The organism is Desulfurobacterium crinifex, from assembly GCF_054656775.1.
The window spans coordinates 853,136-879,831 of record NZ_BAAHXO010000004.1 but is presented as its reverse complement, the minus strand read 5'-3'; the positions used below and the strand labels follow the sequence as shown (position 1 = coordinate 879,831).

Annotated in this window: 29 protein-coding genes; 12 read left to right on the top strand and 17 right to left on the bottom strand. The window is 39.3% G+C overall.

Features of this window, described 5'->3' with window-relative positions; genetic code table 11:
- Positions 1 to 20: 20 nt before the first annotated feature.
- From ACYQ3A_RS06660 to ACYQ3A_RS06645, 4 genes are read right to left on the bottom strand one after another with little or no spacing between them, the layout of a single operon-like run.
- Positions 21 to 575, bottom strand: a complete 555-nt coding sequence (locus tag ACYQ3A_RS06660) for a cytochrome c3 family protein (protein WP_459896395.1) — start codon at positions 573 to 575, stop codon at positions 21 to 23.
- Positions 576 to 607: 32 nt separating this feature from the next.
- On the bottom strand, positions 608 to 1,096 hold the full coding sequence (locus ACYQ3A_RS06655) for a tetratricopeptide repeat protein (protein ID WP_459896394.1): 489 nt from the start codon (positions 1,094 to 1,096) through the stop codon (positions 608 to 610).
- A 4-nt stretch (positions 1,097 to 1,100) separates the two neighbouring features.
- Positions 1,101 to 1,868, bottom strand: a complete 768-nt coding sequence (locus tag ACYQ3A_RS06650; protein WP_459896393.1) for a tetratricopeptide repeat protein — start codon at positions 1,866 to 1,868, stop codon at positions 1,101 to 1,103.
- A 59-nt stretch (positions 1,869 to 1,927) separates the two neighbouring features.
- Positions 1,928 to 3,361 (bottom strand): multiheme c-type cytochrome, encoded by a 1,434-nt coding sequence (locus tag ACYQ3A_RS06645; protein WP_459896391.1) that lies wholly within the window; start codon positions 3,359 to 3,361, stop codon positions 1,928 to 1,930.
- A gap of 315 nt (positions 3,362 to 3,676) precedes the next feature.
- Here ACYQ3A_RS06645 and ACYQ3A_RS06640 point away from each other — a divergent pair, with 315 nt between their 5' ends.
- The 7 genes from ACYQ3A_RS06640 (at position 3,677) to ACYQ3A_RS06610 (ending at position 9,150) form a co-directional block, all read left to right on the top strand.
- On the top strand, positions 3,677 to 4,609 hold the full coding sequence (locus ACYQ3A_RS06640) for a PSP1 domain-containing protein (RefSeq protein ID WP_459896390.1): 933 nt from the start codon (positions 3,677 to 3,679) through the stop codon (positions 4,607 to 4,609).
- Complete coding sequence (locus ACYQ3A_RS06635) at positions 4,572 to 5,372, top strand: radical SAM protein (RefSeq protein WP_459897438.1); 801 nt, start codon at positions 4,572 to 4,574, stop codon at positions 5,370 to 5,372. Before ACYQ3A_RS06640 ends, ACYQ3A_RS06635 begins: the two co-directional genes overlap by 38 nt.
- A gap of 4 nt (positions 5,373 to 5,376) precedes the next feature.
- A complete protein-coding gene (locus ACYQ3A_RS06630; RefSeq protein ID WP_459896389.1) occupies positions 5,377 to 5,982 on the top strand; it encodes a Tll0287-like domain-containing protein in 606 nt (201 codons plus the stop codon).
- Between the two features lie 65 nt (positions 5,983 to 6,047).
- A complete protein-coding gene (locus ACYQ3A_RS06625) occupies positions 6,048 to 6,539 on the top strand; it encodes a cation:proton antiporter regulatory subunit (RefSeq protein WP_459896388.1) in 492 nt (163 codons plus the stop codon).
- Positions 6,540 to 7,715: a cation:proton antiporter gene (locus tag ACYQ3A_RS06620; protein ID WP_459896387.1), complete on the top strand. Its 1,176-nt coding sequence runs from the start codon at positions 6,540 to 6,542 to the stop codon at positions 7,713 to 7,715.
- Positions 7,716 to 8,330, top strand: a complete 615-nt coding sequence (gene tmk, locus ACYQ3A_RS06615; RefSeq protein WP_459896386.1) for a dTMP kinase — start codon at positions 7,716 to 7,718, stop codon at positions 8,328 to 8,330. It abuts the gene before it with no gap.
- Complete coding sequence (locus tag ACYQ3A_RS06610) at positions 8,320 to 9,150, top strand: DNA polymerase III subunit delta' (protein ID WP_459896385.1); 831 nt, start codon at positions 8,320 to 8,322, stop codon at positions 9,148 to 9,150. The genes tmk and ACYQ3A_RS06610 overlap by 11 nt, the downstream gene beginning before the upstream one ends.
- Here ACYQ3A_RS06610 and ACYQ3A_RS06605 read toward each other — a convergent pair.
- From ACYQ3A_RS06605 to ACYQ3A_RS06585, 5 genes are all read right to left on the bottom strand, one after another.
- A complete protein-coding gene (locus ACYQ3A_RS06605) occupies positions 9,125 to 9,766 on the bottom strand; it encodes a carbonic anhydrase (protein WP_459896384.1) in 642 nt (213 codons plus the stop codon). The two genes, ACYQ3A_RS06610 and ACYQ3A_RS06605, sit on opposite strands and share 26 nt — an antisense overlap.
- Positions 9,766 to 10,248 (bottom strand): metallophosphoesterase, encoded by a 483-nt coding sequence (locus ACYQ3A_RS06600; protein WP_459896382.1) that lies wholly within the window; start codon positions 10,246 to 10,248, stop codon positions 9,766 to 9,768. The genes ACYQ3A_RS06605 and ACYQ3A_RS06600 overlap by 1 nt, the downstream gene beginning before the upstream one ends.
- Positions 10,245 to 12,344, bottom strand: coding sequence for a type I DNA topoisomerase (topA, locus tag ACYQ3A_RS06595; RefSeq protein WP_459896381.1), 2,100 nt, complete (start codon positions 12,342 to 12,344; stop codon positions 10,245 to 10,247). Before topA ends, ACYQ3A_RS06600 begins: the two co-directional genes overlap by 4 nt.
- 276 nt (positions 12,345 to 12,620) lie before the next feature.
- The gene (locus ACYQ3A_RS06590; RefSeq protein WP_459896379.1) at positions 12,621 to 13,193 is read right to left on the bottom strand and encodes a DUF1847 domain-containing protein; all 573 of its coding nucleotides are present in this window, start codon (positions 13,191 to 13,193) and stop codon (positions 12,621 to 12,623) included.
- Positions 13,190 to 13,561 carry a NifB/NifX family molybdenum-iron cluster-binding protein gene (locus ACYQ3A_RS06585; RefSeq protein WP_459896378.1) on the bottom strand — a complete coding sequence of 124 codons (372 nt, stop codon included), beginning with the start codon at positions 13,559 to 13,561 and terminating at the stop codon, positions 13,190 to 13,192. Before ACYQ3A_RS06585 ends, ACYQ3A_RS06590 begins: the two co-directional genes overlap by 4 nt.
- Before the next feature lie 143 nt (positions 13,562 to 13,704).
- On the opposite strand from ACYQ3A_RS06585, the gene cooS reads away from it, so the two are divergent.
- Complete coding sequence (cooS, locus tag ACYQ3A_RS06580; protein ID WP_459896377.1) at positions 13,705 to 15,666, top strand: anaerobic carbon-monoxide dehydrogenase catalytic subunit; 1,962 nt, start codon at positions 13,705 to 13,707, stop codon at positions 15,664 to 15,666.
- Between the two features lie 79 nt (positions 15,667 to 15,745).
- On the top strand, positions 15,746 to 16,069 hold the full coding sequence (locus ACYQ3A_RS06575) for a nitrous oxide-stimulated promoter family protein (RefSeq protein WP_459896376.1): 324 nt from the start codon (positions 15,746 to 15,748) through the stop codon (positions 16,067 to 16,069).
- Here the strand turns inward: ACYQ3A_RS06575 and ACYQ3A_RS06570 are convergent.
- Positions 16,058 to 16,717 (bottom strand): Crp/Fnr family transcriptional regulator, encoded by a 660-nt coding sequence (locus ACYQ3A_RS06570; RefSeq protein WP_459896375.1) that lies wholly within the window; start codon positions 16,715 to 16,717, stop codon positions 16,058 to 16,060. The genes ACYQ3A_RS06575 and ACYQ3A_RS06570 overlap by 12 nt on opposite strands.
- A gap of 207 nt (positions 16,718 to 16,924) precedes the next feature.
- Between ACYQ3A_RS06570 and ACYQ3A_RS06565 the strand changes: the two genes are divergently transcribed.
- The 3 genes from ACYQ3A_RS06565 (at position 16,925) to groL (ending at position 20,533) form a co-directional block, all read left to right on the top strand.
- Positions 16,925 to 18,334, top strand: a complete 1,410-nt coding sequence (locus ACYQ3A_RS06565; RefSeq protein ID WP_459896374.1) for a SagB/ThcOx family dehydrogenase — start codon at positions 16,925 to 16,927, stop codon at positions 18,332 to 18,334.
- A gap of 236 nt (positions 18,335 to 18,570) precedes the next feature.
- Positions 18,571 to 18,861, top strand: coding sequence for a co-chaperone GroES (gene groES / locus ACYQ3A_RS06560; protein ID WP_459896373.1), 291 nt, complete (start codon positions 18,571 to 18,573; stop codon positions 18,859 to 18,861).
- 28 nt (positions 18,862 to 18,889) lie between these two features.
- A complete protein-coding gene (groL, locus tag ACYQ3A_RS06555) occupies positions 18,890 to 20,533 on the top strand; it encodes a chaperonin GroEL (RefSeq protein ID WP_459896371.1) in 1,644 nt (547 codons plus the stop codon).
- A 282-nt stretch (positions 20,534 to 20,815) separates the two neighbouring features.
- Here the strand turns inward: groL and ACYQ3A_RS06550 are convergent, their stop codons facing one another.
- The 7 genes from ACYQ3A_RS06550 to ACYQ3A_RS06520 all read right to left on the bottom strand — a co-directional run bounded on the left by ACYQ3A_RS06550 (position 20,816) and on the right by ACYQ3A_RS06520 (position 26,669).
- A complete protein-coding gene (locus ACYQ3A_RS06550) occupies positions 20,816 to 20,947 on the bottom strand; it encodes a hypothetical protein (RefSeq protein ID WP_459896370.1) in 132 nt (43 codons plus the stop codon).
- A 653-nt stretch (positions 20,948 to 21,600) separates the two neighbouring features.
- Positions 21,601 to 21,918, bottom strand: a complete 318-nt coding sequence (locus ACYQ3A_RS06545; RefSeq protein ID WP_459896369.1) for a hypothetical protein — start codon at positions 21,916 to 21,918, stop codon at positions 21,601 to 21,603.
- Positions 21,919 to 24,259: 2,341 nt separating this feature from the next.
- Complete coding sequence (locus ACYQ3A_RS06540) at positions 24,260 to 25,426, bottom strand: IS256 family transposase (RefSeq protein ID WP_459896368.1); 1,167 nt, start codon at positions 25,424 to 25,426, stop codon at positions 24,260 to 24,262.
- Positions 25,410 to 25,667, bottom strand: coding sequence for a transposase (locus ACYQ3A_RS06535; RefSeq protein WP_459896367.1), 258 nt, complete (start codon positions 25,665 to 25,667; stop codon positions 25,410 to 25,412). The genes ACYQ3A_RS06540 and ACYQ3A_RS06535 overlap by 17 nt, the downstream gene beginning before the upstream one ends.
- Positions 25,640 to 26,032 (bottom strand): transposase, encoded by a 393-nt coding sequence (locus tag ACYQ3A_RS06530; protein WP_459896365.1) that lies wholly within the window; start codon positions 26,030 to 26,032, stop codon positions 25,640 to 25,642. Before ACYQ3A_RS06530 ends, ACYQ3A_RS06535 begins: the two co-directional genes overlap by 28 nt.
- Before the next feature lie 180 nt (positions 26,033 to 26,212).
- The gene (locus ACYQ3A_RS06525) at positions 26,213 to 26,461 is read right to left on the bottom strand and encodes a helix-turn-helix domain-containing protein (RefSeq protein ID WP_459896363.1); all 249 of its coding nucleotides are present in this window, start codon (positions 26,459 to 26,461) and stop codon (positions 26,213 to 26,215) included.
- Positions 26,462 to 26,471: 10 nt separating this feature from the next.
- Positions 26,472 to 26,669, bottom strand: a complete 198-nt coding sequence (locus ACYQ3A_RS06520) for a hypothetical protein (RefSeq protein WP_459896361.1) — start codon at positions 26,667 to 26,669, stop codon at positions 26,472 to 26,474.
- Positions 26,670 to 26,696 lie beyond the last annotated feature (27 nt).

Genomic DNA, 26,696 nt, shown 5'->3' with positions numbered 1-26,696 from the left:
CACCTCCCCAAAAGGTTGTTTTAACTCTCGCCGTGTTTCTCTTCTTTCTTTTCAAAGAATTCTTTTAGTTTAGCTTCAAAGTCAAATCCATGTCCTACGTACCAGTGACAGGTAAGACAGTTTCCTTCTATCTCCCCGGATTTTAACTTCTGGTGCATAATGTTATCTGGAAGAGCCTCATGGCAATGTTCACAGTTTGAGACAAAAACATAGTGGTTCCTTTCTTTCCTCTTTTCAATCCAATGTTCAGGATTATCCGCGTATCCACCATGGAAGATGTGACCAATGAAATCTCTTGTTCCAGAAATCCCTTTGGTCACAAGGTATGTTACTACATTGTCATGTGGTAGATGGCAGCTTGTACAAGATGCCCTAATCGCTCCTCTCTCGTTTCCAAGAGGTCCATGGGGTCCCTTTTCCCATGTTTCAAACATCGGTTCCATCTCATGACAGGAACCACAAAACGATGGTTGCCCTGTGGACTCAACTATTTGGGCAGAAATAAGAGCAACTACAGCAGCTACTATAAAACCTACTACTCCCCCTGTCAGAAGGGTCTTTTTTTTCTCCTCCATCGATACCTCCACTTTGGTATTTTAAGATTATACTAAATTTCTTCTTCCCTCAATTTATCTTCTAACTTCTGAATCTCTGGAGAATCCGGTTTTAAAGTCCTCATCCAACCAAGCAGTTCCCAAGCTTTGTTTAAGTCACCCTTTTTATAAAAAATCCACGCAGCTCTCTTTAAGTATTCAAAAGCTTTCTCACTATCACCCATCCCTTCATATATCTTTCCTTTCAACTCATAGAAAACAGGATCCTCATCCTTTCTGTATTTATTCGCAATTTCAACTTCCTTTAAGGCTTCAGGATAATCTCCCTCTTCCAGATAACGCTCTGCAAATACAAGATGCTTATAATATTCATCAAGTTTTTCAACTTCAGGCATTGGCCTTGGAGGAGGATTTTGAAGATTTAAAGGATTGGATTCCAAACCTGGTTGTTGAGAAACAGGGACGTAAACCACCTTTTCCTGAGTCCCGCACCCTGAAAAAACTCCCCACATCAAGAGAAGCAGTACAGATAATCTTTTCATTCCTCTATCCGTTGTTCTTTTTCAGCTTTTCAAGCTTCTTTATAAAAGCTGTATCAGCACCAGCCTGTTTTACAAAATCTATCAGAGACTCTAAGGCTTTATAGTCTCTCCACTTTGAAAAGATTTTCGCTGTTTCCAAAAGCTCCTTTTCAGCAAGTTCTTTCTCACCAGCAGTCAAGTAAAATTTAGCAAGCTGATAGTGAGGATAAGGATTTTCTGGATAGACTTCTACTGCTTTTTTAAAGTGTTCAACAGCTAAATCTGCATATTTTTTAGCTTCAACTTCCATAACTCTATTTTGTTCTTCAGCCATCTTAGCAAGTTTTTCTATGTCCTCATCTGTAAGTTTCTTTTTCTCTTTCAATATTTTCTTGAGATACTCTGATTCTTTCTTCTTGGTTTCAGCGGCAACGTCAAGTGATTTCCTGAAGTAAAGCATCCCAAGAAGGGTGTGAAGCGTTGATTTAATTTGATAAGCCTTTTTCCATCTTAGTGCAGGATCATTCAATTCTGTTTCTGGATTTTTCCTGTAGATTTCGTCTATTATCTTTAATGCATTTTCTGCCTTCTTTATTCCTTCATCTGTTTTATAAAAGTGATAATCGTTATAAATCTCTCCCAGATACTTTGCTGGTTCTTTCCTAAAGTCAAGTTTTTCTTTTTCAACAGTTATTTGGCTATTTTTAGCTTCTGCCGTTTGTAACGGTGAAGTAGAAATTAACAAGATTGGAAGTAAAACTGTAGACGCTTTAACAATAAGAGATTTTTTCATTTAACCTCCAGGAAGTAGAGAATAAAAGGCGGGTACCTGAGGTACCCGCCAGATATCTATTAGTGAGTAGCACTCTGTCCATATCTGTTCTTGTAGTATGCAGCAATCTTCCTAAGCTCCTCTTTTGGAAGACCCTTAACCCACTTGTGGTCAACAGAATTGAGGATGCTGCTCTTGAGTTTCTTCCACTCTTTAACAACTTTCTTGCTGATTTTGCCTTTCTTGTATGCATCCTGAACAGCTTTGTCAGCGTGTGGAAGGAGGTGGAAGTAGAAGTTGAGAGCAACTTCGTACATACCATGCCAGTGGGACCAGTCTGGAGCGTTCATAGCAGCACCATGTCTTCCTCTACGTCCTTCGTGGTGCCAGAGGTGCCAGAAGTCAATCTCTGTAATTTCGTTGAATGGAGTCTTATCAAGAACTCCATTCTTGTGGAGGAATCCAAGGATTTTCTTGGCTGGAAGTGCAAACTTCTCGTTGTAGAGTCTTACGTATTCGTCAAGTTGTGTATAGAATCCTTCAACCCAAGGTCTCTGGTGACAGTTGAGACATACTTTCTGCATTTCAGCTCTTCTCTTCTTCCAGAGTCCAGGTCTCTTATCCTTAAGCTTGTCGTAGTCTCCACCGAAGAGGAAGGATACTGGAGCTCTGAGATTCCAAGAGATTCTTGCACCAACGTCGTGTGTTCCCTTCACTCCGTTAGCAGTAGCACCCATGTGACATGTTACACAGTTTGGAGCCTGGTAGTAGTCCTCTCCAAGAACCCACTTAGCGTTATCAAGAGTTGGCTCGATTTCAGATTCGTGAGCTTTCCAAGCAATACCGTGCTTGGAGAGTTCATAAATCTCGATTTGTGGATGGTCAGGACCTTGGTGACACTTACCACACATCTCAGGCTGTCTTGCTTGCTTCAGGCTGAATGTGTGTCTGGAGTGACATGCTGAACAAGCACCAAGTGTTCCGTCTGGGTTTGCTCTACCGATACCCATATTAGGCCATGGACCTACCTTAAGCTTTCCACCTTTTCCAACCTCTACGTTTGAACCGTGACATTGAGCACAACCGAGGTTGAAGTTAGCCTCTCCTGTAACAACCCTTCCAAGAACGTTGTCAAGAGAACCAACAAATCTGTTGGCCTTAGCATGGTGAGATTCTGTCATTTCTTTCATTTCTTGTGGGTGACACTTACCACAGTCCTTTGGAGAAACGATTACGGCAATTGTGAATCCAAAGTGTTGCATGGCATCCTTGTCAGTCTTCTGAGCCTGGTGACATTCGTAACAACCAACTCCAGCTCCAGCGTGCTTGCTGACTCCCCACTGCTGTACGAGAGCAGGGTTCATACCCTTGTGACAACCGAGACATGCCTGGGACTGTGGTGAAACCTTTGTCAGGGCTGCTTCTGCGCTGGTAGTATTAAGACCAAAAGACATCGCAGCTGCTAATGTAGCTGCAAGCAGCCCTGTGCGAAGCTTGCTGAGCTTCCCCTTCATGCTTCCCTCCTTTTCGCATTTTAGTTTCCTTAGTGCTATAGATTATACTTGGATTTTCCAAAATGTCAAACATTGATATTAATCAACTAATCTATTGTATAAGAACTTCTTAATTATAGACTTTTTAAACATATCCTTCCATTCCTCTTCAAAAACCGCTAAAACGTTTCCTATGTCTTAGTGAAGAGTGAGTAGTGAATAGCGAACCGTTCACTGATCCCTATCCCCTTGTATTTCCCTTAAAAAGAGGAAATCTTTATAAGTGGCAAATTGGATTAATAGTTTAATAAATCCAAAATAATTCAGGAGAGCAGTATGACAATCGTTAAGTTCAAATACCCTGACACAGAAAAAAGCGGCTTAGCCCGAGCTGTTGAGTTTGAAACTCTGAGGTATGGAGACAGAGTAGTTGTAAAAACAGACAGAGGTGAAGAACTTGTTAAAGTCCTGGATCTGTATTCCTTAGAAGAAAGCAGTCTTGAGAAGTTTGAAATTGATGAAGGATCTCTTTATGAAGTTGTAAGAAAATCTACCGAAGAAGACTTTAACCGATTTACAGAAAATCAGCTATTTGCAGTCGAAGCTCTGGAAGTTTGCAAGGAAAAGGTTAAAAAACACGGACTCCCGATGAAACTTGTAAAAGCTTATACCACTCTGAATCGGGAAAGAATAGTTTTCTACTTCACGGCAGAATCAAGAGTTGACTTCAGACAACTTGTCAGAGACCTTGCAGCTCACTTTAAAACCAGAATAGAACTGAGACAGATCGGAGTTAGAGATGAAGTCAAGATGATCGGCGCTGTCGGTATGTGTGGAAGGATCTGTTGCTGTAAGGATTTTCTTGAATGCTTTGATTCTGTTTCCCTCAATCTTGCAAGACTTCAGGGACTTCCACCAAATCCAGGAAAGCTCTCAGGAACGTGTGGAAGACTCATGTGCTGTTTGAAATTTGAAGAGGCAAATTACTACATAAGGAACTTCTTGCCTGATGTTGGAGAAGTAGTTGAAACACCGGAAGGAAAAGGAACAGTTGTTGATATTAATGTTCCTCTGGAAATGTTAACAGTTGAACTTGAAACAGGAGGTAGAAAACAATTCTCAATAAGGTACTTTGTTACTAAGGAACAGTGGAACGAATACATTGAAAAATTAAAAGAGAAACACGAAGATAGATTCAAGTGCTTTTCAAAATCAGGAGTTATAAGTGGCAATGAGGATAGTGAAGGAACTCCAGAGCCCACTGAATAAGCTTTTTATATATGAAACGGAAGACAACCATAGGGTAGAGTCTGTATTCTATAAAGGAGAAAGACTCTGTATTTCCACTCAGGTCGGTTGCCCGATAGGGTGTATCTTCTGTGCATCGGGAAGTAAAGGTTTTTTCAGGAATTTAACGTTTGATGAAATAGTGACTCAGTACGAACTTTTAAAGGATTCTTTACCTATCAAAGGAATAGCAATTGCAGGAATTGGAGAACCGGCGCTTAACGTTGATAATGTAGGGAAAGCTGTCGACTACTTCAGAAAAAAGGGATTGAAGGTAACTATAAGTACAACTGGATATCCTATTGAAAATTTTAAAAAGCTTATAAAGCTCAATCATAATGGACTTACCCTCTCTGTCCATGGAATTCTCCACGAAACGAGGGAAGAGATATTCAAAAAGAAGGAAAAACTGGAAGAACTTATAGATGCAATTGAAGAACATCTTTCTAAATCCTCTTCTTCCCGCAGAAAGAAGTTTCAACTGGGATATCTGCTGATAAAGAATCTCAACGATGATCTGGAAAACTTGAAACTTCTTGGTGAGCTTGCAAAAAAACACAGGTTCACTGTAATGCTCATGATGTACAACAAAGTTGATGGGTTTGACCTTGAGCCTGTAACTAAAGAAGAGTATGAAAAAGCTTTCCTTTTCCTGAGAGAAATGGGAATAAGGATTACTTTAAGCAATAGGTTTAGAACAGATAAACTGGGCGGATGCGGAACTTTAACAATTGGAAGGAGGTAGCAGAATGAAAAGGCTTGTACTTTTACTCTCAGTTTCTGCTTTTTCCCTTGTTCTTACTTCTTGTGTTCATAAAAAAGAGGTAAAAGTCCCACAGGAAAAGGTTGAAGAAATCAAAGCCATAGGACAGAAAGCTACAAAAGAACTCATGATGGAGCTCAAGTCTAACCTTGTAAAAGCCATAAATGGAGAAGGTATAGTTGGAGCAATCTCCTTCTGTGCAGACAAAGCTGAAGAGATAACAAAAGAGGTCAATAACAAACTCATCAATGTAAAGGTCAGCCGTGTTTCAGAAAAGTACAGAAATCCTGCGAACAAACCTGACGAGATTGACAAAAAGGTACTTAAATATTTTGAGGAAAAACTAAAGGAAGGGAAACTTCCTCCTTACTACATAACAGCAGTCAAAGAAAACGGTAAAGTTTCCTACATTTTCTACAAACCACTTAGAATTAATCAATTCTGCCTCAACTGCCACGGTTCGGTAAATGAAATGAAGCCAGAGATTGTGAAAATCATCAGGGAAAAGTATCCGGAAGATAAAGCAATTAACTATAAACCTGGGGATCTAAGAGGAGCAGTGAAAGTGGTTATACCAGCAGACGAACTGTAGAATTCCCCCAATCCCTTTTGCAAGAGGGAACCAAAGGGAGTTAAAACGAACTATCGGGGGTAACTATGTTTGTAAAAGAAGGCGAGCTGCCAGGTATTGGCAAAAAATACTCTATGAAGACAGAAAACGGCGACACTATAGTTGTAGTAATTCATCACACAGGAAAGAGAGAGATCTACTATTTTGAGGATGAAAACGAAGAACCAACAGCAGTTATTGAACTTACAGACGAGGAAGCAAGGACACTTGGAACTATTTTAGTCGGGGCTCTCTTCCAGCCAACCTCAGACGAAGAAAAAATCGGTTTCCTGATGAAACACCTCGCTTTTGAGTGGGTAAAGATATCAGAGGGTTCATTCCTCGCCGGGAAGAACATAAAAGAACTGGAAATTCGTAAAAAGTACGGAGTGATAATCGTAGCAATCATCAGGGATGAGAACGTTATCGTTTCACCTTCACCCCTTTTCCAGTTTCAGCCTGGTGACACAATTGTAGTCGTTGGAACTCTCGATAACGTTAAGAAGTTCGTAAAACTGGTTGAGGGTAAGGAAGAGTAAATGGAACACTTTATTTCTATTTTCGCTGCATTTGTTACAACTTTAACGGTATCCTACGCCATTTCGGTAAAGCTGAATTTTCCGGTTATTCCCCTATACATAATTGCTGGAATTCTTATTTCCCTCATTTTTCATGTTCAAGATATCCACATATTCGAAGTTCTTGGCGTTATCCTCCTCCTATTCTATATTGGACTTGAGTTCTCAATTGCGGAGCTCCAGAAAAATTTTAAATCGATTATCTCAGTTGGTCTTGTTGATCTTATTCTCAACATGGTTCCGGTTTTCTTCATTGCAAAACTTTTAGGATTTAATTCATTTACAGCCTTTGTTATCTCTGTTATTCTCTATCCCAGCAGTTCTGCCATAGTTTCAAAGCTCCTTATTGACTTACGGAAACTTGCAAACCCGGAAGTTGACACAGTCCTTGCCATTCTGGTCTTTGAGGACATTGCTGCAGCTACACTCCTTGCGTTCCTTGTCAACTTCTCAAGCGAAACAGTTACACCAACTGAAACTCTACGGATATTTGTAAAGATTGCCCTGTTTATCTCCATAGCCCTTATTGTCATCATGAACGCCGGAAAACTTGTTGATCTTGTCTTCCAGAAAATAGGTACCTCAACAGAATTTCTCGTTCTATTTGTTGCGACTATCCTCTTCCTAATCGTTGAGACTACATTTGGTTTTGGACTATCTGAATCAATTGGAGCATTCATAGCAGGCATGCTCTTTGCTGAAAGTAGTTACAAGGAAAATATTGAATCTGTTGTTATTCCCTACAGAGATTTATTTGGAGCTCTTTTCTTCCTGACATTTGGTCTCTCAATAGATCTCGGGAGTTTCTCATCCTCAATTATCCTTCCTCTGATAGCTCTTCTGATAGTATCTTTCATCACAAAAATTTTGACAGGACTTGTATCCGTTAAGTTTTACGGCCTTGGGGCAAAGAGAGGACTTTCTGCCGGACTGATGCTACTGCCAAGAGGTGAATTTTCTATTCTTGTGGCTGCAACAACGCCAAAAATTGTACCACTTACGGCTGCTTACGTTCTGTTGTCGTCCATTCTGGGATCAATAGCAGTCAAAGAGTCTTCCAGAGTTCTCAACCTCATCTTCAAGAAGAAACCAAAAAAGAAAAGCAAACTTACCAGATCTCAGCTTCTGGGGGATTAAATGTTTATAACTTTTGAGGGCATTGAAGGATGTGGAAAGAGCACTCAAGCAAAACTCCTATATGAGTGGCTCCTTGATAACGGAAAAGAGGTCATCCTAACCAGAGAACCGGGAGGCACTCCTGCTGCTGAGGAGATAAGGAATTTCATTTTAGAGCCAAGAGAAGAATCTTTTCCGCCATTCTCCGAGCTTTGCCTTTACATGGCTGCAAGGGGATTTCACGTTGAAAATCTGATAAAACCCTCCATAAGGAAAGGCGTCTGGGTTATTTGCGACAGGTTTGTAGATTCAACTGTTGCATATCAGGGGTATGGAAGAGGTATTGATATTAAACTCATAGAGAATTTGAACAAAGAGGCAACAGGAGGACTCGAACCTGATCTTACATTTCTGATAGATGTTCCGGTTGAAATAGGCTTCTCGAGGATTGAGAAGAGGAGACAGGACAGAATGGAAAAGGAAGAGATAAACTTTCATAAAAGAGTAAGAGAGGGATTTCTTAAAATTGCCAGAGCTAATCCTGAAAGGGTTGTGGTAGTGGATGGAAGAGGCAGTACTGAAGAAGTTTTTAAAAATATCTTGGAGATTTTGAGGCAAAGAACAGATGCCTTTTAGCAGTGTTGTTGGACACTCAAAACAGATTTCAATTCTGAAATCTCTGATATCTTCAAAGAGATTTCCATCCAGTTCTCTTTTTGTTGGTCCAGAAGGAATCGGGAAAAAATTGATAGCCACAGAATCCCTAAAACTGCTCACGGAGAATCCACTCAACGTCAGAATTCTGGGAGAGGAAAAACCCAGTACTATAGAAGAAATAAGAGAAGCTTCGGCCTGGCTCTTTACAAAACCTCCATCTGGAAAAGGAAAAGGGCTGATAATAGACAATGCCGATGAGATGAGAAGTGAAGCTGCAAATGCTCTTCTTAAAACCCTTGAGGAACCTCCAGATTATGGATTCATAGTATTAATAGCAAAAAACGAAGAAGCTGTTTTACCAACCCTCAGATCAAGATGTAGAGTATTCAGGTTCGGAAAACTCAGCGATTCTAACATTGAATATCTACTTGAAAAACTTGGACTAAAACCTGATAAAAGAGTAGTGAAACTATCAAATGGAAGCGTAGGAATGGCTGTAAGGCTTTCAGAAAGCCAGGTTCCAGAGCTTATAAAAGAGTTTATAAACCTTATGAAGTCAAGAGATAAGTTAAAGGGAATCATTTCATTCTCTTCAAACTTCTCAAAACTATCGAGGGAAGAAACCCTCCTCTTTTTAAATGCTCTTGAAAACCTTCTATCGCAGAAGGACATAGTTTTAAGGTGGTTTGAAGCTATACAGAAGGGAAGAGAGTTTTTAAAGTTCTATGGAAAGCCCCAATCTGTTGTTGAATGGATTCTGTTGGAAGTTCTACTCAAAACTGAACGTGAATCCTTTTAACCTTTTGTTTTCTTATAGCCTCAGGAATATCCTCAAGGAGTTCGTGATTCCTAATTTCATCAGGATCTTTTAATCCATTGAAATTAATTAAATAAAAGTTCGCCCTGTCCCCATAAATTCCAGACTCATCAAGAACAAGTCCACAAATGTAGAGCTTTCCTTTCGAAACAAGGTTCTCAAACTCTGGAATGGAAAGAAGATTATCTATCTGCGCATCTATGTTTATCTCCATCAGGGCAGCATTCAACTGCTTCTCATTTCCCTCGTAGAGGGGAAGGAGAATATCTATGTTGTTTTCGTAAACTTTTCTGAGAAGTTTAAATTCAACCTCTGCTGCCTGAAAACCAAGCTTTATAAACTCCTCAAGGTTTACTGCTGTTGTCCCTGTAATCGCTATAAGTGGAACCTTCAACGTCTTTACTGAATAGTAAATAGAAGCAAGGTTTGGAAGAATCTGAGAAGCCGTATTTGAAACTATGTAGCTCTCCGGAAAGAGTTGGGAAATTCTCCAGACCATAGATGAAGCACAAACTATACAGGAATCATACCTTTCGGGCTTTTCACGGGATATACAATCCCTTATTAAGAGTTTCTCTATTACCTTTACAGCTTCCATCAAACTACTCTTATCTCAACCAGATTTTGAGAGGTGTCAAGTATAGCAAAAGTGGATTTTCCTGTAAGGTATCCGCAGAGCTCCCCAGGGTTTACAATCTGACAACCATTTAAAACTCTTGTATCGATCTCATGGGTATGACCGTAGAGAACGTAATCAAAGTCACCAGATTTTGCTAAGGAATCAACAAAGAGAGGTTCGTGCATGATTACGAATTTTTCTCCATCAATTTCTTTGTAGATAGGCTGTTTAGCTATTAATCCTCCTGAAATCCTCAACAATCCCCCAACTTCTCCGTCGTTGTTTCCAAAAACTCCAATAAAGTCACATTTTAGCTTTGAAAGGAGCAGCTTTATAGAAAATGGAGAAACAAAATCTCCACAGTGAATAACAAGTTCTATATCCTCAGAGTTAACCATTTCTACAAATTTCTCTATTTTCTCAAGGTTATCATGGGAATCAGAAACCACTGCAATTCTCATTTCCTGTCTCCAGATGGCGGTTTATTTGAAATAAAATCGCATTCAGGATACCTGCTGCAACCGTAGAACTTTTTTCCTTTCTTGCTTCTCCTTTCAACAACATCACCCTCACCACACTTGGGACACTTTCCGTAGGTAATTGGAGCAGTGTACTTACATTCCGGATAGTTTGCACAAGCTATAAATCTACCATATCTACCACTCTTTATTACCAGATCTCCACCACACTCTGGACACTTCTCTCCGGTTTTTTCAGGTTCCTCCTTGAGGCTTTCCTTATACTTGCATTCAGGATAGTTAGAACAGGCTATAAAGGTTCCGTATCTGCCGTGAATTTTAAGAAGAGGAGCTCCACATTCAGGACACTCTCTACCAATCTCCTCTCCCTTGAGATTCTTCAACTCCTTTTCAGCCTTTTCAAGCAGTCCTTTAAACTCTCCAAAGTAGAACTCTTTTAGTACTTCTCTCCACTCCTTTTTGCCTTCTTCTATCTTGTCCAGCTCTTCTTCCACGTTAGCCGTAAACTTCACATCAACAATCTTAGGAAAAAGCTTCTTCAGTATATCGTTAATAAACTCTCCAAGCTCTGTGGGCTTTAGTTTTTGCTTATCCTTCTCTACGTATCCTCTCTGAATGATGTTTGAAATTATCGTTGCGTAGGTCGATGGTCTTCCGACTCCCTCTTCTTCAAGTGCTTTAACAAGGGTTCCCTCGGTATATCTTGGAGGAGGCTCTGTAAAGTGCTGAACTCCCTTTATCTTTTCCGGTTCTACCTTATCTCCTTCGTTCAAATCGGGAAGGAGCTTTTCCTCAACTTCTACAGGATAAACTTTTAAAAATCCTTCTTTTTTTAAAGTGCTTCCAGTAGCCCTAAATTTTAATCCGTTTCCTTCAATATCTGCAGAAACTGTATTAAATACTGCATCTTCCATTTGAGAGGCAACAAACCGTCTCCAAATGAGGTCATAGAGCTTGTACTGTTCAGGAGTCAGGTATTCCTTAACGCTCTCCGGAGTTCTGTAAACAGAAGTGGGTCTTATCGCTTCATGGGCATCCTGAGCAGACTTTGGAGTTCTTGCTTCATAACTTCTCTTCGTCTTTGGTAAACACTCTGAACCTATCTCTTCCTTTATAAACTTTCTGACCTCTTTAACCGCCTCATCAGAAATTCTTGTGGAATCTGTCCTCATGTAGGTGATAAGACCTACCCTCTCGCTTCCAAGGTCAATACCCTCGTAGAGCTGCTGGGCAATCTGCATGGTTAACTTTGCAGGAAAACCAAACCGCTTTGATGCTTCTTGCTGAAGAGTTGATGTAATAAATGGTGGATAAGGCTTTCTCTTTCTTTCCTTCCTTTCAACTCTTGTAACTGTGAAGGGCGCCCCTTTTGCCCTTTCAACCAACCCCTTGGCACTTTTTTCGTCAGGTATGTCAAACTTATCAAGTTTTTTTCCATCAACTGCAAAAAGCTTTGCAGGAAACTTAGAAGTTTCTTTTCTGAAAATCCCCTCAATGGTCCAGTACTCTTTTGGAACAAACTTCCTTATCTCCTCTTCTCTGTCACAGATGAGCCTTAGAGCAACAGACTGAACTCTACCAGCAGAGAGAGCTTTCTTAAATCTCTTTGAGAGCAACGGAGAAATTGTATAACCGACGATTCTGTCAAGAATTCTCCTTGCCTGCTGGGCATTGACCTTATTTTCATCGATTTGGTCAGGATTTTTAATTGCTTCTTCTATAGCTTTTTTCGTAATTTCGTGGAATCTTACCCTGTAGATACCATCTTTTTTTATCCTTTTCAGGGCATTTGCAATGTGCCAACTGATTGCTTCACCTTCACGGTCGGGGTCTGTTGCAAGAAGAACCTCATCACTTTCTTTTGCAGCTTTTTTGATTTCTCTGAGAATTTTGTCTTTCCCTTTTATCGTTACGTACTTTGGCTTGAAATTTTTCTCTATATCTACTCCAAACTCTTTCTCAGGAAGATCTATAACATGTCCCATAGAAGCTTTTACAATAAAGTCTTTCCCGAGATACCTCTGGATTGTCTTGGCTTTTGCTGGCGATTCAACTATGAGAAGTTTCTTCTTTCCCATCCAGACCTCTAAAGTTATTTCAAATTTAGCGAATAGAGAGTGTAATGAAGGAAAGGAAAGAAGTCAAATGAGAAAAGGAGACTGTTTGAAAAAAATAACAAGGGACCTGAAGAGCTCCTTCGGGCTTCGCCCTCAGGATGACATTCTTGGTCATTCTGAGGCTGCTTTGCAGCTGAAGAATCTTAATATCTTGTAGAGCCCATAGGAATTTTAAATACCCTCAACGAAAAAGGAAAAGAAGAGAAATTCAGAAGATGCAAATATTCCAAGAGACAGCTACTTAATTAATCTTCTCCTGTAATAGTTACTGTAAAGAGCCCCAGCTGGGTTGTGGGCTAAAACTCTATCTTTAACAATCAGCGTGGTTACAGGTGCTCTTGAGTGAATCTGGAAAAGCATGTCGTGTCCAACACAAAGACCAACAATTATATTCATATCGGTTTCAACTTCATTCAGAACTTCTGCCTGACCAACAGGGTTACAGGAAGCCTCTAAGAGCTCTGGTTTCATCTTTTCTATGTTTAGCTCTGCTTTATCTACAGCTCCTACCTTGCAAGCCACTGAGAAAACCTCAAACTCATTGGATTCAAAGATTTTTGCAAGAATTCTTGTCTCTTCAAAAAGACCAACGCAGAAAGCTATACCAATTCTCTTAAATCCCATTCTCCTTGCAAACTCAAGAAGCTCTTCAACCCGTGTCAGCTTGCAGTAGAACTCCCTCTCGATGTCTGAGGAAACCTCTAATAGCTTTCTCTCAAATTCTGGCAGACCTTTCAAAAGCTCCCCTACATCCTTACACTCTTTTCCTTCTCTGTAGCAACCAGGTGAGTAGCATCTGTGACACTTCAATGGTGCTCCTCCTCGTTGGGCTCAAGGAGCTCCTCAAGCTCTCCCTTCTTAAACTTCTCAACTGCATCATCGAGAAATTTCACCTCAGGTGGAACTAAGTAAACCTTCATTCCCAAAACGTTCCTTATCTTATCGAAAGAACCGGGACCCATCTCCTTTACAAGGACAGCTTTAACCCCTTTCTCCTCAAACATTTCAGCGATGAGAATCCCTCTTCCTCTTTCAAGATGAAGGCCGGGATTTTTCACAACTTCAACTTCTCCTGTATCGGTATCGACAATAGCAAAGTGGTTTGACTTCCCAAAATGGGCATTAACCAGCTTTCTTCCCTGAACCTCAGTATCAAGTACTGGAACCGCAACTTTCACTTTCACCTCCATACTTACATTTAATTGTTAAATTCCAATCAGCTTTGTATTCAAATATTGTCTTCAGTTTGATTTAAGTCAAGGTAATTCCAGAAAACTGTCTGTATCCTTAAAACAGAATAAACTCAATCAGGAGGAACAGGATGTTCGGATTCTTCAAAAAAGGGAATGAAAAAGAAAACCAACAACAGGAGAACTTCTGTGTGGAATCTGACCTCTCCACAGGTGTTGGTCTCAAAGTACCAAGTTTCCACGAGAGTGTTAACTACATGTACCAAAAAGTAAAGGAAGCCCAGCTCTCAAATGTTGCCGACAGATTCGAAGCAATGGAAAAAGTCAGATGTAAGTTCTGTAAAGAGGGCGTTTCCTGTCAGCTCTGTTCAATGGGTCCATGTAGAATCACACCTCAAACTCCAAGAGGCGTTTGTGGTATTGATGCCCACGGTATCGTAATGAGAAACCTCCTCATCAAGGCAAACATGGGACTTTCAGCATACACATACCACTGTAGAGAAGCTGCTCTAACACTCCTTGAAACTGCAAAAGGAAACACAATCTATGAAATCAAAGACCCTTCAAAGATTGACCTCCTTGCAGAAGTTTTGGATATAGATACTTCTCTCCCTCTCAACGAAAAAGCAAAGCTCGTTGCAGAAGGCGTCCTTAACAGCCTTGCACAGAATGATGTTTCAATATTCGTTGAGAAACTTGCTCCTGAGAGCAGAAAAGAGGTTTTCAGAAAGCTTGGAATAATGCCAAAAGGTCCAATGAACGAGCTCGTTGATTCTGTTACAAGATCAATGACAAATATCGACGGCGACTACATATCTCTTGCCCTTGCAGCCCTCAGGAACGGTGTAGCTTCAGCATTTGGAGCCCTCGTTCCTCTTGAAATCATTCAGGATGCTCTCTACGGAACACCTACCCCACACGAGTGTGAAGTTGACTTTGGAATTCTCGATCCAGACTACGTAAACATCCTTCCAAACGGTCACGAGCCATTTGTTGGAATGGCACTTGTTGAACTGGCTAAAGACCCTGAAATTCAGAAGATGGCAAGAGAAGCCGGTGCAAAAGGAGTAAAGATTGTAGGTTCTATTGAAACCGGTCAGGAAATGATGGCAAGACTTGAATGTGACGATGTTTTTGCAGGTCTTACATCAAACTGGATCTCAATTGAGTACTTCCTCTCTACAGGTGCAGTTGATGTTTTTGCAATGGATATGAACTGTTCACTTGCAAACCTCAAGGAGTATGCAGACAAGTACAACTTCAAGCTGGTTGCCGTTTCTAACATCATTGGCGTTCCAGGAGCAATGAGACTTGAGTACAAGCCTGGAAAAGAAAGAGAAATTGCCAAAGAGATAATCAAAATAGCAATTGAGAACTTCAAGGAGAGAAAGAATAAGCCTACAGCAGATGTGGCAAAATTCAAACAGAAGGCTATCGTTGGATTCTCTGCTGAAGCTATTATTAACGCTCTTGGTGGAAGCCTCAATCCTCTCCTTGATGTTATCAAGAGTGGGGACATCAAAGGAGTTGTAGCCCTTGTTAACTGTACTTCCTTAGCTAACGGTCCACAGGACAGCATGACTGTTCAGATTGCAAAGGAACTCATAAAGAGAGATATCCTCGTAATCGGCGCTGGTTGTGGAAACGCAGGTCTCCAGAAAGCCGGACTTGAAACACTCGAAGCTGTAGATAAATATGCAGGTCCAAAGCTTGCAGGAGTATGTAAAGCCCTTGGAATCCCACCAGTCCTTTCTTTCGGTACCTGTACAGATACAGGAAGAATAATCATGACAGTTATAGCTATTGCAAATGCTCTTGGTGTTGACCCATCACAACTTCCTGTGGCTGTTACTGCTCCCGAGTACATGGAGCAAAAAGCTGTAATTGATGGATTCTCAGCAGTTGCAATGGGACTTTACACCCATGTTTCTCCAGTCCCACCTGTCACAGGATCCGATAAAGTTGTCAAACTTCTCACAGAAGAGGTGGAAGGACTCACAGGTGGTAAGATTGCAGTTGGAGATGATCCAGTAGAAGCTGCAAATGGAATCGAGGAACATATCATGAAAAAGAGAGAGGCACTTGGAATATAATTTTCCACCCCCAAAGCTTCTTCATCTCCTCCCTCCCACCCCTCCCTTTCGGGAGGGGATTTTTAATATGGAGTACACGATGTCTATCGAAAGAGAAAAACGAACAATAGAAAAGATGATCAAAATATACTGCCGGGCAAAGCACGGTTCTCCAAAAGGAGCTCTCTGTCCTGAATGCCAGGAACTTCTCAACTATGCCTTCAAAAGATTAGATCTCTGCCCCTTCAAAGAAGAGAAACCCAGCTGTAAGAAGTGTACAGTTCACTGCTATCAACCGGAAAAGAGAAAAAAAATAAAAGAAGTAATGAGGTTTAGCGGTCCAAGATTGCTTCTTTATGACCCTTTTGGCTGGCTCATCCACGAAATAAGAGAGAAATTCGTAAGGCTTCAATCATTCAGATAACTCTAAAAGAGCATTTTTGTTTCTTATCCTGATTAGATTGCCGTTTTTTTCGATAATTCCCATAGATTTAAGCTTTGAAAGCATTCGTGAAACGGTCTCTTTCGTCAGTCCAAGTTCCATCGCTGCAATGTTCGTGCTGAATTTAAATTCATTGTTACCCACTTCCTTACTGTTCCTTAGAATATAGGAAGAGACTTTTGAAAGTGCATCTTTAAGAGAAAGACTCTCTATCAAACCTGTCAAATAGATCAGCCTTTGCGCCATTACAGCAAGAAGTCTCGTTCCTATCTCAGGATCCTTCTTCATAAGTTCCAGAAATTCTGTCCTTGGAATAAAAAGGATTTCACTGTCTTCTATGGTCTCTGCCCAGGCAGGAAAATTTCCTCCTGTAAAGCTTGCAGCTTCCCCAAAGAAAGTAGGTCTGGAGAAAATCCTGATTATCTGCTCTTTTCCCCTACTGGATTTGTAAATCTTTACTTTACCTTTTTTCAAAATGTAAAAACCCTCAGCTTTCTGAGAGGGATTGAAAATTACCGTCCCTTTGGTGTAACTCCTGACAATCGATATCTCTTTTATTCTGGTGAGTTGTTCTTCAGAAAGCCCTGAAAGAAGAGGTATCTGTCTCAAGAACTTAACCAAATCTCCCATCCTTTAACCCCCTTTACCATCGAATTATACAGAAAACTACTTGCAATCAAAGAAATTGCTGATGGTCTGTCCATTTACAGAGACAATGACAAGTAACGAGTAACTGTTTTTTACCACCAATTATCTTTTACCTGTCACTCGTTTCTCGTTACCAGTTACTTACAACTCATTTGAAAGTGATAAAATCCAGACGGAGGAGGATGTGCCATGGGTAACTGTTTCAATTACCACGTTAAGACGGCTCACACCTTTGAGAGCGTAAGGAGACCCCACTACCTTGACTGGTCAAACTATCCCAATCCATTTAAGGTTTATAAAGGAGTCAAAAAGTTTCCCCTCCTTCCTTTTGATGGACACACTCAGGAGACACTTGATGTTCTTTACAGGATTTGTAGTGAAGGAGCTGAGGATACCCTTTCCCTTCAGGAGCTTTCAAACCTCACCTTCTCCATGAACGGGATAACAAAGGTTGAGAACTTCCACGGGGAGGAATTTGCCTTTAGAGCCACTCCTTCTGCTGGGGCTCTCTACCCATTTGAGCTTTATCTCTTTGTTAAAGATCTTTCAGAACTTCCTGATGGTCTTTACCACTACCAGCCCACCGACCACTCCTTAGAGCTTCTAATTGAGAAAAACCTTTTTGAGCACCTTCAGGCAGCCCTCTGCGCAGAGATTCCAGGGAACATCGTTGCAGTTATAACTTCCATCTATGCTCGCAGTGCATGGAAGTATAGAACAAGGGCTTACCGCTACTGCCTTCTTGATACAGGGCATATGGCTGCTAACGGTGTGGCTTATCTGAGGTCAATAGGATTGGGAGGAAATGTTGTCTCTAAATTCATAGACGATAAACTCAACCAGCTTCTTGGTATTGACGGTGAAAACGAGTTTGTCCTTGCAACTATTCTGATAGATAAACCAGCTCTATACTGGGGAGAAGAGTTTATATTCACAGCCCGTTTCCCTGACTACCAGCCAATTCTGAAAAAGTCCATATACAACAGCGAAGTTGTCAACACCCACCTTTCTGGTAATCTAACTTCGTGTGAGTTTTACAGAAACTACCCGGAATCCCCTGAAGTCTATCCCGAGGTTAAGTCACTGTCTTTAAAGGATACACTTCTAAAAAGGCGCTCAAGGAGAGAGTTTACCGGAAAAAAGTTGGACTTTAAAAGGTTCAAACACCTCCTCGAGTCTTCTCTCTCCTGCTTCCCGGCAGACTGGAACTTTCCTCAGACAAACTTCTATGTTCAAGTGAAAAACGTTGAAGGAATACTGGATGGTATTTACGCCGTCGGAGAAGAAAAACTTTACCCGATTATGAAAGGTGATTTCAGCACGAAGCTTGCCTACCTCTGCTTAGGGCAGAGCTTTGTTTCCCGGGCTAACGTGAATGTCATCTTCACCCACGACTTTAAGGAAAAGAATTGCAGGGATTACAGGGGAGCCCTGATGGAGGCGGGAGCTCTCGGCGAGTTCATATACCTCTCTGCTGAATCCATGGAGATAGGAGCCTGCGGCATTGGAGCCTTTTACGACTTCGACCTCCAGCGTTTTCTGGGACTGCCTAAAACAGAACTTCCTGTATACATCGTTTCTGCTGGCACTCTTGATTGAGAGGTTGTTCAAAAATAGCTAAAAAACTTAAGAAATCCTTAGGACTTAGCCTTCAGGATGAAAAAATCAATTTGAGCAAAGCGAAAAATCTCAATACTTTTCAGAACCAAGACCAGAAATTTCCAAATACCTTCCTGATCTCCCTTGACAATCAACAGGCGTTTTTTAAATTTATAGGTGAACATTAGCACTCACCTTGAGTGAGTGCTAAAAACCAGATAAAGGAGGGTGACGGGATGAAACTCAAACCACTCTACGACAGAATTGTGGTCAAGAAAGTAGAAATGGAACAAAAAACTGCAGGAGGAATCATCCTTCCAGATACTGCAAAGGAAGAATCCCAAATTGGAGATGTTGTTGCTGTAGGAGAAGGAAAACTCCTTGAAAACGGCGAAATCAGACCTCTCAAAGTTAAAGTTGGAGACAAGGTTCTTTACAGCAAGTATGCTGGAAATGAAGTTGAAATCGATGGGGAAAAGCTCCTCATAATCAGAGAAGAAGACATTCTTGCAATCGTAGAAGAGTAATTAAAAAATCCTATGAGGGAGGTGAAAAATGGCAGGAAAGGAAATTTTCTTTGCAGATGAAGCAAGACAAAAAATAAAGGCTGGTATAGATAAGCTTGCAAACGCTGTTAAAGCTACAATGGGTCCTGGCGGTAGAAACGTTGTTCTTGAAAGAAAGTTCGGTTCTCCAGTTGTTACAAAGGACGGTGTTACTGTTGCAAAGGAAATCGAGCTTCCAGATCCAGTTGAAAACATTGGAGCTCAGCTTGTAAAAGAAGTTGCTCAAAAAACTGCTGACAAGGCTGGTGACGGTACAACAACAGCTACAGTTCTTGCTCAGGCAATCTTCAACGATGGTCTCAAGTTCATCACAGCTGGTGACAATGCTATCGAAGTTAAGAGAGGAATTGACGAAGCCGTTAAAGTTATCGTTGATGAACTCAAAAACATCTCCAAGCCTGTAGAAACAAAAGAACAAATCGCTCAAGTAGCTACAATCTCTGCTAACTACGACAGGGAAATCGGTGAGCTCATCGCCGAAGCTATGGATAAAGTTGGTAAAGAAGGAGTTATCACAGTAGAAGAAGCCAAGGGTCTTGAAACAACCCTTGAAGTTGTAGAAGGTATGCAATTTGACAGAGGATACCTCTCTCCATACTTCGTAACAGATCCAGACAAAATGGAGTGCGTACTTGAAAATCCATACATCCTCATCTACGGTAAGAAAATCTCCAACATCAGAGAGCTCCTTCCAGTTCTTGAAGGTGTAGCAAGGGAAGGAAGACCACTCCTCATCATTGCTGAAGATGTAGAAGGTGAAGCTCTTGCTACACTCGTAGTTAACAAGCTCCGTGGAACACTCCAAGTATGTGCTGTTAAGGCTCCTGGATTTGGTGAAAGAAGAAAAGCAATGCTTCAGGATATTGCTATCCTTACAGGTGGAACTGCAATCCTCGAAGACCTTGGAATCAAGCTTGAAAACGTTACACTCGACATGCTCGGTCAGGCTGACAAGGTTGTTGTTGACAAAGAACACACAACAATCATCGGCGGTAAAGGTAAAGCAGAAGATATCGAAGCAAGAATCAAACAAATTAAGGCTGAGCTCGAAAAAGCTACATCCGAATACGACAAGGAGAAGCTTCAAGAGAGACTTGCTAAGCTTGCTGGTGGCGTAGCTATCATAAAAGTTGGTGCTGCTACAGAAGCTGAACTCAAAGAGAAGAAGGCAAGGGTTGAAGACGCTCTCCATGCTACAAGAGCTGCAGTAGAAGAAGGTATCGTTCCTGGTGGTGGAACAGCACTCATTGCAGCAGCTCAAAAGCTCAACGACCTCATCAAAAAGTTTGATGAAAACGGCGAAGTTGATAAGAAACATGGTGTTGAAATCGTCAAGAAGGCTGTTGAGTCTCCACTAAGACAAATTGCTGACAACGCAGGTTATTCTGGACAGGTAATCGTTGAGAAGGTTAAAGAGCTCATCAAGGAGAAAGGCCACGAATACGGATTCAACGCAAGGAAAGGTGAATTTGAAAACCTCGTTGAAGCTGGAATCATCGACCCAACTAAGGTTGAAAGGGTGGCTCTCCAGAATGCTGCATCTGCAGCTGGACTCCTCCTCACAACAGAAGCTACAGTAACTGAGATTCCCGAAAAAGAAGACAAGAGCATGCCATCAATGCCTGAGTATTAATCCGAGAAGGGGCTAAAGAGCCCCTTCTCACAATTTTCTATCCTTAAAACATCTATATGTATATCTTTAATTTTCTAGGTCAGTTAGTGCATGTAAGAAGATGCTTAATTTCCCCAAAAACTTCTTTTTCTGAAAGTTCCTTTTTAAAATAGAGAAAGTCATGTCTACCGGAATATACAAATAACTCTAAATCTTCTTTTTTTCTCTCTCTTTGTGATCCTGATAGTTGCATGAATAGCGGATTCTTTCTCTGTATTTATAGAAGATTCAGGAGAAAATAGCTCAATTTTGGTCAAAAAGATCTACTCTCAACTTAAAAATATCTTTTAAGGTTCCTTCTTTTACAAAAACTAAATCTTCCCACCCATTAGAAAATCCAAAGAAATCCTTTTCGAAATCTACAAAATTGTTCAACAGCTCTCTTCTCTTCGTTCCATAAGTCGGCCAGTCTAACAAGTATAATGCCTCGCCAAATAGATTCTTGAGAATTAAGTTTTTTATGTTTCAACCTTAATAAAGAGTACCGGTCTGCATAGCAGAATGTATCGTGAAACAGGCTATATAACTCTTCTTCCTTAGATGAATCTTTGGCAGTTTCGTGTGCTAACATTGTAGCCTCACTCAGGAAAAACAAGAAATCAAAACTTCCCAACGAATAAAACGGATGTGAACCTAATTTTTTTTCTAAATTTTTCATATAAACTGTAAATACTTTCAATATCCTTTCCTTCATAAACGTACTTTGTCTTTACTTGAACAAGTTCATCCAAAGAGAAAAAACAATTTTTTATCAGAATATGATTTTATCACTGGTGAATAAGGAATGATCATACAATATGCTTTAAATATTCTTCCCTCCCACAAATTAAGCTTTTTAAGAAAAATTCGATTGTTTCATCCTTAATTGCGGTCTTTATTTGACTTATATTAATCAACTAAATAGCTTTGTAAATGTTAATCCTTTTATCTTCTTTCATTCCTTTATCTTCATCATCGTAAGTTCTTTTCTACTGTTATCGTAAAACTATCATTTTCTTTTTCAAAAATAGCATTGTAAGATTCTTGGTTTATAGGAGCAGAAATAGATAAATTAATTTTTTGCTATCTACTTCGGCAATTCTGACATTAGCAATTCCTTCCTCATTGAAAATAGGTTTCAGTTTTAGTTTTAATTCATAAAAAACAATATTAGAAAACTCATTCACTAAAAATTCCATTAAAGAAGCTTTAAACTTAAAAGTTAACTCCTTTTCCAATGTTAAGTAAAAATAAGCAATACCATCTTCCTTATTTACAGGATAAAGGTCATTTACAGCTTGTAAACATTCGCTTATAAGTTCATCTATCTTTTCATCTTTTCCATTTAAATATCTTTTTCTAAGCATGGAAAGTACACGAATTCTAATTATAGCCTTTTCTACTTTGTGAAAACTTCTGAGATCTGTTAAATTGGTAGGAATGAAGCCATAATTTCTGAGGAATAACCTTTCACTTTCTCCAAATCTATAATTCCGATTTATGAATTCATAATATCCAAGGTTCCATAATCCTCAAAAAGCATACTGAAAAATATGCATCTCCGTATATGCAATAACCAATAGCATTAGCAAGTACATCTTCCAATAAAGCAAGAAAAATGTCTTTATTAGGTTCTATAACTGGTGAAATTGTACAGAAGAATACGTCATTTAGTTTTTCTTTTAGTCTTTTTTCCGTTGACTTGCTAATGTCTCTTATCACTCTATGGGCAATTTCATGTAGAAGGATAGGAAGAAATCTACTCTATTCTCTCCAGAAGAACAAGCCCCTTATTAAAGCAGTTGCTGACTTAGATACAACTACGTCTCCAATATCATAATCAGAAGAAATGAGAAAATTGGGAGCTTTATTATCTTTCTCATTTTTAAACAGATTTATATTATTCTCAACGAAAATTTCCACTGCACTTTTAAACTGTATGTTCATAAAAAGATGCAAATTATAAAGTCTGTAACGCCTGTGAAGAAGAGGAACGAGAACATAACTCTGATAAGCATTCTCTCTTTAAACTTTAGTATCTTTACTATTACGTTGAGAGACTTTAAATATTATCTGTCTCTTTAAAATATAAAGAAAAAAGAGTGAGTAATTCTATAGGCAAAAGAGAGTCTTCTGAAAGACTTAATTCAAGATGCCTTTTCAAGAGTTTGAAGTGGATCCCTAACTTTGCACCACTATTCTATCATTCATAGTTAATACCTCTCTCCCGTAATAAACCTCATCAGGTGTTCGATAACCAAATGCTATAAAAATGTTAAAAAGTTCCTCCTTTGTGTTCTCTATTGCCTTTTCCACTATTGAGAAGTCGAGCTACTTTTTTAGGATACTTTCTTTTACACTCTTATCAAGTAACTTTTCAAATTTGCCAGTTTTCTTCTTGAAAATATCTATTACTCTTTTTTATTTAGAAAAAATAAGCAAACACTTAGAAGGTTATTTGTTTCATTTTCAAGAATAGAAAACTGTTCATAAACTACCTTTGCCTGAATTGTAGATGCTTGCTTAGGAAAAAGACAAATCACTTCTTCCCCCTACTTGGGATTTAATTTTCCCAGATGTTACTGGTAAGTATAAGTTGAAGTATAAAGCTTACTAAATAAAATTATAAAGATTTCTTTAACATATCTACGCTCTCTATCGTATACTTCTGATTGAAACGCCCCACCGAATAGTCCTCTATTTATGGAATACTCCTGAAACATTTGTCCTCTTGGAAGTTGATAAAAAGAAGATATAGAAATTATTAAATCCCGCAATATCGGTACTGGAAAATAGCTACGAAGTCGATTAAAAAGACTTTCCGGCGGAAAAAGCCTAACTACAAAATAAAATCAAAGAATGAAAAGAAAGACATGTATTATCTTCAATATCGATTCAGATTTCAGGAATTCAAGAATTTTATGTAACTTTTTAATTATATACTGATCAGCTATGCAAAAAAGCGAAAATAAATAGAAAGTAGAAACCATAAAGCTCAGGTTTCGAAAACTTAAAAAATCTCTAAAATGGAAGAAATTTGGAATTTGAAACGGAAGAGATATTGCTACATAAGCTAAAAAGCTTTCTAAATTTAATAGATAGAAAGTTATTAAACGGTCTCCATGTAAGCTACGAATAATTTCAGGAGAAAAACCAAAATCCGAGGTCTGAACGAAGGATTTCTTGCAGCAAGTTGATTTATATAGTTTCTATACTCCGTTCTATCCGAATACTCTATGACTCGTACATTTGGAAGAAAAAATAAGTCATGTAACCAAATCAAAAAAACATAGAAGATAGGAGAAGAAAAGAAGATTAAGTACAAATTAGAGAACAGCAATGGAGACTCTAGATACTTATCAAAAGTAACTCCTAGAAATATAGTTAGAAAAATTAATCTTGTAAATAAGGATAGATGGCAGTAAAAAAGTTCCATGCGGTTCCAATTTTTTACTTCACTTATCACAAAGGAATAAATAAAAATGGAAGTAAACTTTGAGGAGGAAAGAGCATAAATTTCTAAAATAATTAGAACTAACAGAAAAAATATGGTACGGTTGCTGGGAGTGTCCATAGAGCTGTGTAAATTCTATCATGCCTCTAACCTCTCTTCGAAAATCACTGATGGGAGTGTCCATAGAACTGTGTAAATTCTATCATGCCTCTAACCTCTCCTCGGGGAGTGTCCATAGAACTGTGTAAATTCTATCATGCCTCTAACCTCTCCTCGAAAATTATTGACAGCTGCCCGTAAATAATACCCCAATCCTTGATAACACTTCTGTTCCATTTTTTCGCAAGTTCCAAAGCAGCTAAATAGAGGTTCTTAAGAACTGACATATCACTCGGAAATACCCTCTTTCCATCTGTTACCTTCCTGAACTTACTATTAATACTCTCTATGATGTTCGTCGTGTACATAAGTTTCCTGAGTTCAAGCGGATACTTAAAGTAAGCCATAAGCTCTTCCCAATTAGCTCTCCAACTCCTTACTACGTGTGGGTATTTACTTCCCCATTTCTCTTCAAACTCGTTCATCCTAAGTTCTGCTTCCTCAAGTGTAGCTGCTCCATAAACCCTCTTGAGATCCGATGATAATTCTTTTTTGTCTTTCCACGATACATATCTTAATGAGTTCCTTATCTGGTGAACTACACATTTTTGTATTTCTGCTTGAGGATATACTCCTTTTATGGCTTTCCCTATTCCTGACAGATTATCCACGCTAAATATCAGAACGTCTTTGACTCCTCTACTTTTTAGGTCATTTAGTACCTTGAACCAGAAGCTGGCACTTTCGCTCTCATTTATCCAAAAACCAAGGAGTTCCTTTCGTCCCTCTTTATTTACCCCTATGACCACGTAAACTGCTTTATCTACTACCTTGCCATCTTGTCGTACTTTGTAAAAGATGCAGTCTATATAAAGGATAACGTAAATTCTTTCAAGTGGTCTTGACTGCCATTCTTCTATTCTCGGAGTTAGTCTGTCGGTAATCTTTGAAATCAAAGAAGGACTTATGTCCATTCCATACATGTCGGAGAGTAATTCCTGAATGTCTCTTACTGTCATTCCCTTTGAATATAGGGCTATTATCTTGTTCTCCAGGTCTTCAAGGACTGTCTGGCGTTTTTTGACTATTTTGGGTTCAAAATCTCCCTTTCTATCTCTTGGAGTTTCAATCTCTACTTCTCCAGCTGCGGTTTTAACAGTCTTGGAGATATAGCCGTTTCTGGAGTTGTTAGAATTAGTACGCTCATACTTTGAATAGCCAAGGAACTCTTCAAGCTCTGCTTCTAAGGCTTCTTTTAATGTTTGTTGGATGAGCTTTTTAAGATCATCCTTAATGAGTTCTGGATCATATTTCTTTTTCATGTGTCCACCCTCCTTTAGGTTTAATTTTTACACACTTGGGTGGACACTCCCTAAGCTTTTTTAACCTTTGGTGAGTAAATGACTTCACTATCTCACATACAGTATCTTCCAATTCTTCTATTACATTAAAAACTTTGTTCTTCAAGTGCTTCTTTATATCCTGAAACACCCTCTCTACTGGATTAAGTTCCGGTGAATATGGTGGCAAATACACTATCTGTATGTTTGTAGGTACTTCCAACTTTTTATCCTATGAGAAGATGCATTGTCCATAACTACTATCGCTTCCCTTTTTCCTAAGTATTTACTGAATTCCTTTAAAAACAGATTCAAGCTTTCTGTTGTCATATCGGGCATTACAAATGAAAAGCTGTCTCCTGTTATAGGAGATACGGCTTTATATAAATACCTGTACTCAAATTTCATTATTGTCGGAATTATCGGTTTTATCCCTCTTCCTCTCCATTCTCTGCCTACTTGGGACATCAATCCAAATCTGGATTCGTCATAAAAAAAAATTCCTTTATCTGGATTTTCTTTTGTTATTTCTCTAAATATCTTTTCTTTGAATTCTTTCTCTTGGTTCTCATCCTTCCTAATGTTCACCGGTCGTCCTACTTTCTTCTTCGCTCATATTCTCTTTAACAAGTCTGATATTCCCTGCTGGGAATATTTGATTCCAAACTTTCGATATATCTACTCTATCATTTCTCTCTGGTTACTAAAACCCTTATTGTTAAGTTCCTTTATAAATTCTTGAAGCTGATCCCATCTCATTCTTCCCCTTTATCCAGTTACTTTCCAATCAAGTAATTCTTCTAAACCTCCTTTCTCGTATTTTTTCCACCATCCTTTTAAAGTTACGTAACTAAAATGTAATAAGTTTGTCATTTCTTTTAATGTCATCCTTGGATTTTCCTTTAAAAGGATGAGCATTTGGATACGGGGAATAAATCTCCGCTGAGTTACTCGCTTTAGTAGCCTTTTTAAATCTTCTGAATCCTCTTTTATCTTTGTTCCGTCTATCGTTCTCATAAATCTAATTCTACACTAGTTTTGGTATTAGGATGATTTCATCTGGATATTTCTTTGGTCTTCCCCTACTTTTGGGTTTTGAGCGTAAATTTATTAGTGCCTGTCCTCTCTCCTTAAGGTATGCTTTGACTATTTTGAATATCTTCTTGGGGTTTAGTTTTTTTGCTCTCATAGGAAAAGAGATAGGCTTTTTTATTTCTTTTGGCAATTTTCAAACAGCCTCATCTATTTATAT

What these genes read in the sequence shown, in the direction of transcription:
- ACYQ3A_RS06650 (WP_459896393.1), bottom strand. Translation starts at nt 1,868, where the DNA reads ATGAAAAAATCTCTTATTGTTAAAGCGTCTACAGTTTTACTTCCAATC.
- ACYQ3A_RS06540 (WP_459896368.1), bottom strand. Translation starts at nt 25,426, where the DNA reads ATGAAAAAGAAATATGATCCAGAACTCATTAAGGATGATCTTAAAAAG.
- groL (WP_459896371.1), top strand. Translation starts at nt 18,890, where the DNA reads ATGGCAGGAAAGGAAATTTTCTTTGCAGATGAAGCAAGACAAAAAATA.
- tmk (WP_459896386.1), top strand. Translation starts at nt 7,716, where the DNA reads ATGTTTATAACTTTTGAGGGCATTGAAGGATGTGGAAAGAGCACTCAA.
- ACYQ3A_RS06635 (WP_459897438.1), top strand. Translation starts at nt 4,572, where the DNA reads ATGAGGATAGTGAAGGAACTCCAGAGCCCACTGAATAAGCTTTTTATA.
- cooS (WP_459896377.1), top strand. Translation starts at nt 13,705, where the DNA reads ATGTTCGGATTCTTCAAAAAAGGGAATGAAAAAGAAAACCAACAACAG.
- ACYQ3A_RS06570 (WP_459896375.1), bottom strand. Translation starts at nt 16,717, where the DNA reads ATGGGAGATTTGGTTAAGTTCTTGAGACAGATACCTCTTCTTTCAGGG.
- ACYQ3A_RS06610 (WP_459896385.1), top strand. Translation starts at nt 8,320, where the DNA reads ATGCCTTTTAGCAGTGTTGTTGGACACTCAAAACAGATTTCAATTCTG.
- groES (WP_459896373.1), top strand. Translation starts at nt 18,571, where the DNA reads ATGAAACTCAAACCACTCTACGACAGAATTGTGGTCAAGAAAGTAGAA.
- ACYQ3A_RS06625 (WP_459896388.1), top strand. Translation starts at nt 6,048, where the DNA reads ATGTTTGTAAAAGAAGGCGAGCTGCCAGGTATTGGCAAAAAATACTCT.
- ACYQ3A_RS06545 (WP_459896369.1), bottom strand. Translation starts at nt 21,918, where the DNA reads ATGCTTAGAAAAAGATATTTAAATGGAAAAGATGAAAAGATAGATGAA.
- ACYQ3A_RS06660 (WP_459896395.1), bottom strand. Translation starts at nt 575, where the DNA reads ATGGAGGAGAAAAAAAAGACCCTTCTGACAGGGGGAGTAGTAGGTTTT.
- ACYQ3A_RS06600 (WP_459896382.1), bottom strand. Translation starts at nt 10,248, where the DNA reads ATGAGAATTGCAGTGGTTTCTGATTCCCATGATAACCTTGAGAAAATA.
- ACYQ3A_RS06645 (WP_459896391.1), bottom strand. Translation starts at nt 3,361, where the DNA reads ATGAAGGGGAAGCTCAGCAAGCTTCGCACAGGGCTGCTTGCAGCTACA.
- ACYQ3A_RS06565 (WP_459896374.1), top strand. Translation starts at nt 16,925, where the DNA reads ATGGGTAACTGTTTCAATTACCACGTTAAGACGGCTCACACCTTTGAG.
- ACYQ3A_RS06605 (WP_459896384.1), bottom strand. Translation starts at nt 9,766, where the DNA reads ATGGAAGCTGTAAAGGTAATAGAGAAACTCTTAATAAGGGATTGTATA.
- ACYQ3A_RS06620 (WP_459896387.1), top strand. Translation starts at nt 6,540, where the DNA reads ATGGAACACTTTATTTCTATTTTCGCTGCATTTGTTACAACTTTAACG.
- ACYQ3A_RS06640 (WP_459896390.1), top strand. Translation starts at nt 3,677, where the DNA reads ATGACAATCGTTAAGTTCAAATACCCTGACACAGAAAAAAGCGGCTTA.
- ACYQ3A_RS06525 (WP_459896363.1), bottom strand. Translation starts at nt 26,461, where the DNA reads ATGAGAACGATAGACGGAACAAAGATAAAAGAGGATTCAGAAGATTTA.
- ACYQ3A_RS06575 (WP_459896376.1), top strand. Translation starts at nt 15,746, where the DNA reads ATGTCTATCGAAAGAGAAAAACGAACAATAGAAAAGATGATCAAAATA.
- ACYQ3A_RS06655 (WP_459896394.1), bottom strand. Translation starts at nt 1,096, where the DNA reads ATGAAAAGATTATCTGTACTGCTTCTCTTGATGTGGGGAGTTTTTTCA.
- topA (WP_459896381.1), bottom strand. Translation starts at nt 12,344, where the DNA reads ATGGGAAAGAAGAAACTTCTCATAGTTGAATCGCCAGCAAAAGCCAAG.
- ACYQ3A_RS06630 (WP_459896389.1), top strand. Translation starts at nt 5,377, where the DNA reads ATGAAAAGGCTTGTACTTTTACTCTCAGTTTCTGCTTTTTCCCTTGTT.